Source organism: uncultured Methylobacterium sp. (assembly GCF_964251405.1).
GTDB lineage: Bacteria > Pseudomonadota > Alphaproteobacteria > Rhizobiales > Beijerinckiaceae > Methylobacterium.
This window is the reverse complement of the sequence record NZ_CAXUJR010000001.1, coordinates 85,689-92,043: the sequence shown is the minus strand read 5'-3', so window position 1 is coordinate 92,043 and position 6,355 is coordinate 85,689. Positions and strand designations below refer to the sequence as shown.

Annotated in this window: 6 protein-coding genes; 1 reads left to right on the top strand and 5 read right to left on the bottom strand. The window is 67.4% G+C overall.

The features are described from left to right. Positions 1-2 precede the first annotated feature (2 nt). The 5 genes from ACFE7U_RS00465 to ACFE7U_RS00445 all read right to left on the bottom strand — a co-directional run bounded on the left by ACFE7U_RS00465 (position 3) and on the right by ACFE7U_RS00445 (position 5,023). Entirely contained in the window at positions 3-1,967 is a 1,965-nt protein-coding gene (locus ACFE7U_RS00465) for a hypothetical protein (RefSeq protein ID WP_375407755.1), read from the bottom strand. A 200-nt stretch (positions 1,968-2,167) separates the two neighbouring features. Next, positions 2,168-3,988: an ABC-F family ATP-binding cassette domain-containing protein gene (locus tag ACFE7U_RS00460; RefSeq protein ID WP_375407754.1), complete on the bottom strand. Its 1,821-nt coding sequence runs from the start codon at positions 3,986-3,988 to the stop codon at positions 2,168-2,170. A gap of 54 nt (positions 3,989-4,042) precedes the next feature. Further along, a complete protein-coding gene (locus tag ACFE7U_RS00455; RefSeq protein WP_375407753.1) occupies positions 4,043-4,261 on the bottom strand; it encodes a hypothetical protein in 219 nt (72 codons plus the stop codon). Positions 4,262-4,329: 68 nt separating this feature from the next. Beyond that, positions 4,330-4,644, bottom strand: coding sequence for a polyhydroxyalkanoic acid system family protein (locus ACFE7U_RS00450; protein WP_375407752.1), 315 nt, complete (start codon positions 4,642-4,644; stop codon positions 4,330-4,332). A 79-nt stretch (positions 4,645-4,723) separates the two neighbouring features. Further along, positions 4,724-5,023 carry a septal ring lytic transglycosylase RlpA family protein gene (locus tag ACFE7U_RS00445; RefSeq protein WP_375407838.1) on the bottom strand — a complete coding sequence of 100 codons (300 nt, stop codon included), beginning with the start codon at positions 5,021-5,023 and terminating at the stop codon, positions 4,724-4,726. 712 nt (positions 5,024-5,735) lie between these two features. On the opposite strand from ACFE7U_RS00445, the gene ACFE7U_RS00440 reads away from it, so the two are divergent. Further along, positions 5,736-6,355, top strand: a 620-nt coding sequence (locus ACFE7U_RS00440) for a DNA-methyltransferase (RefSeq protein ID WP_375407751.1), incomplete at its 3' end; no start/stop codon positions are given.

Below are 6,355 nucleotides of genomic sequence, written 5' to 3'. Positions count from 1 at the left end.
TGTCAGGAGTCGAGAGCGAGGCCGATACCCTGCTGGGCCGGGCGAGCCGGTCCGGACGCGGTGACGGCGCCCTCGGCCAAGCCCGCCTTCAGCAAATAGTCGACGATCGCGAGGGCGCGCTGGCGCGGCATGTCCGGTTCCGGCGGCGCTTCGGGCTGCGGCTTCGCCGGCGCCTTCACGGGCTGAGACGTCTTCACCGGCTGAGACGCCTTGGCGGTCGGTGCACTCGCCTGGGCGACTTTGCCCGAAGACGGCTTCTGAACCTGCGGCTCCTTGGCAGCCGATTCGGGCTTCGGTTTCGCAGCTTCGGGATCGGCCGAGGCGACGGCCTCGACCTTGGGAGGCTGGGTCCCGGGCGGGTCGCCATGCCCCGCCACCGCGATGCGAAGGCTCGGACAGGTCCTGGCCAGGGCCGCGACGGCATCGAGCACCGGATAGAACTCCGCCCGCAGGGCGACGCTCCCGGCGGTAAAGCGCAGGGTTTCGCCTTCCAGGGCTTTGGCGAACAGATTTCGGCAGCTCTCGGGATCGCTGAGCACGGGCCCTTCGGGTGCCTTGATCGCCGCCTCGGCTTGCCATCCGGCCGGAACCTTGCGTGGAAGGCCCTCGGCGAGGCGGGTCGCGCTCTCGCGGTAGAGGCTCTCGCCCGTGAGCTGGAGCATGCGATCGGTGATCGTCGCCCGGCCGTTCGCCAGCATCGAGAGCGCGGCTACCCCGGCGTCGAGGGCGGCCGCGAGATCCGGAGGAGCGCCCTGCGCGATGCGCAGCCGGTCGACGATACGCTCGCGGAAGAAGCGAGGGCGAAGGGCCGTGAGCACCCGCTGACGCGTCCCCTCGTCGGGCATGTGGCCGCTGAGCGTGACGCTGTCGCCCTCGCGCCGGACGAGGACCCGGTAGGGACTGAGCGGCCGGGTCGAGAGCGAGAGGATACCAGCCTCGATCCCCACCGGACGTTTGCCCTGCATCAAGGCCTCGATCTCGCCCACCGCCTGGCCATCGATCGTCGCCCCGGAGACCGAGAGTCGCGAATCGGAAAAGGAGACCGTGCCGTCCTGCAGCAACCCCGCGAGGTCGAGAGCGAAGCCCGTCAGCGCCGCCGGGTCGATCGCCACGGAGAGGCCTCGGGCAGTCTGCATTCGGTCGTCCACCGGCAATCCGTTGGCGGTCTCCGTCGCACGTGCCACGGCCGCGGAGCGAGAGGCCTCCGAGACCACGTTTCCGGTCAGCACGATGCCCTCGGGTCCGCGCGCGACCGCGAAACGGAAATCCCCGATCGTCGGCGGCAGGATCTCGATGGTCCCGAGACTGAAGCCTTCCGGGGGCTTGGCCAAGGCAAGGCGAAGGGCGTCGTAGGAGGCGATGCTGGCGGCCTCGCCCTTGAAGGACAGGATCGTGTCCGTGAGCGTCGCGACGCCGCCGGGCGTGAGGCCTGCCAGTTGCTCGACCGCAAAGGTCGAGGCCGGCAGAAAATCAGGCGGCGCGCCGCGGGCGGCCGTGGCATCGTCCTTGAGTTTGGTCTCCGGCGGCAGGTCGGGCGCGAGCCGAGCGGCGAGCGCGACGGGGCCGATCTCGGCGGGGCGGTTGCCGGAGAGGTCGATCCTGTTCGGCGCGGCCCGCGTGGCGCGCCAGACGAAGGGTGAGGCTTCCTCGATGAGACCGACGGGGCCGACCACATGGCGAAGGCCCGGAAGTCGTTGGAGCCTCGCCAGGGCATCTGCCCGCAATTCCGGATTGGGTGCTTCGCCCTTCACGACGACGTCGCGCCCGCGTGCCGTCACCCGCAGCCAGGGCTCGGCACCGCCCTCCTCAGTGGCGTTGGCCACTGCGGTCGCTTCGCCCTTGAGGCGGCGTTCCAGGCTCGGCAGGCCGAGGACGCCAGCTAGGCCGATGATCGCCGCTAAGCCCGGCAAGCCGACGAGCCAGCCGAGACGTCTCAGGAAAGCGAGGCGCGGGGAAACGGAGGGCACGGATGATCCTCGATCGGTGCGGGCTCACGGCGCATCGGGCCGTGGCGAGACCACACGCTATTTCCGGGGCAGCATGAAGGCCGGAAGGATGCCCGAAAAGAACGGGCTCCGGAAGGTGATTGCGCCCTCGCTCTCCCCTGCTCTCCTCCTCACAAGGGGAGCGGAGTCCCCTCTCGATCGACTGTTCGATGGTCTCGCCCTTACCCGGCCTGCTGCGCGTCCCGCTCCATCTCGAGCGCCAGCCAACGGTCCTCCGCCGCCGCGAGCGCGGCTTCGGCCTCGGCCATGGCGGCCGACGCCTTGGCGAAGCGGGTGGGATCGCGGGAATAGAGCTGCGGGTCGGCGAGCACGGTGCGCAGCTTGCCGATGTCGGATTCGAGCTTCGCGATCCGCTCCGGCAAGGTCTTCAGCTCGTGCTGATCCTTGAAATTGAGCTTCGTCCGGACGGGCTTGGCCACTTCCTCATCCGCGCGAAAAGACCTCGTCTTGGGCTCGGCGCGACCCATGACGGCCTTGCGCGCCTCGACGCCCTGACCGCGCTGGGCGATCATGTCGGTGTAGCCGCCGGCATATTCGGTCCAGACCCCCTCCCCTTCGCGCACAAGGACGCTGCCGACCACCCGATCGAGGAAGTCGCGGTCGTGGCTGACCAGGATCAGGGTGCCGGAGTAATCGCCCAGCATTTCCTGCAGGAGGTCGAGCGTCTCGAGGTCGAGGTCGTTGGTAGGCTCGTCGAGGACGAGGAGATTGGCCGGCTGCGCCAGGGCGCGGGCGATGAGGAGGCGGTTGCGCTCGCCGCCGGAGAGCACCCGCACCGGGGTGCGGGCCTGCTCGGGAGCGAACAGGAAGTCCTTGAGGTAGCCGACCACGTGGCGGTTCACGCCGCCGACATTGACGGTGTCGCCGCTGCCGCCGGTGAGCACTTCGGTGACCGTCATCATGGGGTCGAGGACGGCGCGGGCCTGATCGAGGAGCATCATCTTCAGGTTGGTGCCGAGCTGCACGCTGCCGGAATCGGGCGCGAGCTGTCCCGTGAGCAGGTTGATGAGCGTGGTCTTGCCGGTCCCGTTGGCGCCGACGATCCCGAGCCTGTCGCCGCGCATCACCCTGATCGAGAGGTCGCCGACGATGGTGCGCGTGCCGTAGGCCTTGGCCGCGCCCTTGGCTTCGATGACGAGAGCGCCCGAACTTTCGGCCTCCGTCGAGGTCATGGTGGCGGTGCCGACGGGACGCCGGTCTTCGCGCCGGTCCTTGCGCAGGGCGTGGAGATTGCCGAGCCGCCGGACGTTGCGCTTGCGCCGCGCGGTGACGCCGTACCGCAGCCAGTGCTCCTCATCGGCGATCTTGCGGTCGAGCTTGTGTCGATCGCGCTCCTCCTCCTCGAAGAACGCATCGCGCCACACCTCGAAGCTGGAAAAACCCTGCTCGATGCGTCGCGTCGTGCCGCGGTCGAGCCAGACCGTGGTCCGCGACAGGGCCGAGAGGAAGCGTCGATCGTGGCTGATGAGGACGAGGGCGCCCCGCACCCCCTTCAGCTCGGCTTCCAGCCACTCGATCGCCGGCAGATCGAGGTGGTTGGTGGGCTCGTCGAGGAGCAAGATGTCGGGTTCGGGTGCCAGCGCCTGGGCCAGCGCGACGCGGCGACCCTCGCCGCCCGAGAGGCTGAGCGGGTTCTCGGCACCGGTCATGCCGAGGCTCTCCAGCAGGTAGCGGGCGCGGTAGGCGTCGTCGCCTTGGGTCAGCCCGGCCTCGACGAAGGCCAGCGTCGTGTCGAAGCCGGAAAAGTCGGGCTCCTGCGCCAGATAACGGATGGTGGTGCCCGGCTGGACAAAACGCACGCCTCGATCGGGTTCGAGCAGGCCGGCCGCGATCTTGAGCAGCGTCGACTTGCCCGAGCCGTTGCGGCCGACGAGGCAGGTACGCTCGCCGGGTGAGATCGCGAGTTCGGCGCGCTCGATCAGCGGGGTGCCGCCGAAGGTGAGCGCGACGTCCTGGAGGGTGAGAAGTGGGGGAGCGGCCATGGGCCGGCTTATGGCAGCGCACGCCCGCGCGAACAAACCCCTATCGCGCGTTGCCTACATCGTCGGGCTGGTCGGGCTCGACGGCGTCGGGTCGGGCATGATGTCGGGTCCGATACCGGGATCGTCGAGTGGGATCTCGGTGGGCTGGAAGCCGGGCGCCTCGACGGGTGAATTGCCGGGGATCTCGGGCGAGGGACCGGGCTCGGGCGTCGCCGGCGTCTCGTATGGCGTGTCCGGGACAGGCGCCTCTGGAATCGGACTCGGATTCGCCATCGCTGCACTGCCTCGTTGAGAGGGGAAGGACGTCGGGAACGGGTGAGACGGAAGCCCGGTTCCCACCCTCACTTCTTGGTCAGGAGCAGGTTGCCCTTGTTGCCGATGCTCTTCTGGAGCTTGTGCGCGAAGAACGACAGCAGCAGGGGCAGCCGGACCTCGATGCGGACGCTCGCGGGCTTTACGTCGACTTGTCCGTCGACCTTCTGGCCCATGGCCGCCACCCCGAAATCGAGGCGATCCTCGGTCCATGTCATGGTGTCGATGGAGATTCCCGCCTTCTTCAGCGTCGAATCCAGGCCCGATAGGCCCTCGGCGATGCGGCGCCGGGCCTCTTCGAGGCCGAGCTCATGCGGGATTTCGACGATCAGCGGCTTCGACATCGCGGCATCACACTCCGGGTTACCGGCCACGACATGGTGACGGCCGGCGCCGAGACAACGCCGGCCAACGCCATTCCGCTCAGTCGACGACGGCCAGGGCGACGTGGCTGACGCCGCCGATCCCGAGCGCCCGGGCCGAGCCACGGGCGAGATCGATGATGCGCCCGCGCACGAACGGCCCGCGGTCGTTGATCCGCACCACGACCGACCGGCCGTTACGGATGTTCTTGACGAGGACACGGGTCCCGAATGGCAGCGAGCGGTGTGCGGCCGTCATCCCGTTCGGATTGAAGCGCTCTCCGTTGGCGGTGCGCGACCCGGAGCCGTACCACGAGGCCGCGCCGCTCTGGGCTGCAGCCGGCTGAACGAGAGCCGCCATGGCGACGAGGGTGCCGGCGAGGAAGAGGATCCGACGAGAAGACTTGATGATCACACGCATTCCTTTGCGTTGTTGCCGAGGCGGCGCAAAAGGAATCTGATCGGGGCCAAATTGAGACGCCATCATCTGGGCGAGAAGCGTCACGATTTAGGCTGATACGAAACGACAATTCGATGTTGTCTTAAATAAGTATTGATCGGCCTGATTTTCTATAGGCTTGTTAACGGCCGCATGATCGATTTCAGTCATCGAAGGTATTCGGAAGCTGGTTCGGGATGCCGCACCAGCGACCAAGCCCTGCGCCGTTGGAAGCCCTGGGCTGCACCGAGCGGCCGGCAACGAAGCGCAGGACCGAGCTTATCGGTTCGGCCGGGCGATGCCGGTCCTATCGTTCGACCCCAGAGGAGGCCCACCGCCTGACGCGCTCAGAAGGAGCAAGTGCCAAGAGATGGATCAAGATTAATAGTCTACCGAACAGGTCATCAATTCAGTGAAAAGGTGTAGACGATCGATATTTTCGAATGTTTCACCGAATGAATACGTATCGCGATGACGCCTCACGGTAATGTGATGCCGCCCTCAGGTCGGCCATTAGCCTCGCTAGGCAAAAATTGCCGCTCCAAAGCGAGACGTATTTTCCGCAGCGGGGCAACGCGACCTTTACCTTAACGGCCGCATGGTCGCTTTGTCAGTCGCGTAACCGGTGTTTGCCATGGCTTCCCCGCGTACCGCGGTTGCCGGCACCGCCGCCCGGAAAAGTGTCTCGCGTACCGGGCGGCTCGTGTCGGCGCCGCGGATGGGTCTCGTACCCTCCGTTCGCCTCCCCCTCGACGAAATCCTCGTCGGAGATTGCATCGCGGCCATGAACGCCCTGCCGGCGTCGAGCGTCGACTGCGTCTTCGCGGATCCGCCCTACAACCTCCAGCTCGGCGAGGGATCGCTGCTGCGTCCCGACCAGAGCCGCGTCGACGCCGTCGACGATGCCTGGGACCAATTCTCGAGCTTCGCGCAATACGACGCGTTCACTCGCGCCTGGCTCACCGCCGCCCGCCGGGTGATGAAGCCGAACGCCACGCTGTGGGTGATCGGCTCGTATCACAACATCTTCCGGGTCGGCGGCGCGCTCCAGGACCTCGGCTTCTGGATCCTCAACGACATCGTCTGGCGGAAAGCCAACCCGATGCCGAACTTCCGGGGCAAGCGCTTCACCAACGCCCACGAGACCCTGATCTGGGCCTCGCGCTCGGCGGAATCGAAGGGCTACACCTTCCACTACGAGGCCCTGAAGGGCGGCAACGACGACGTCCAGATGCGCTCGGACTGGTTCATCCC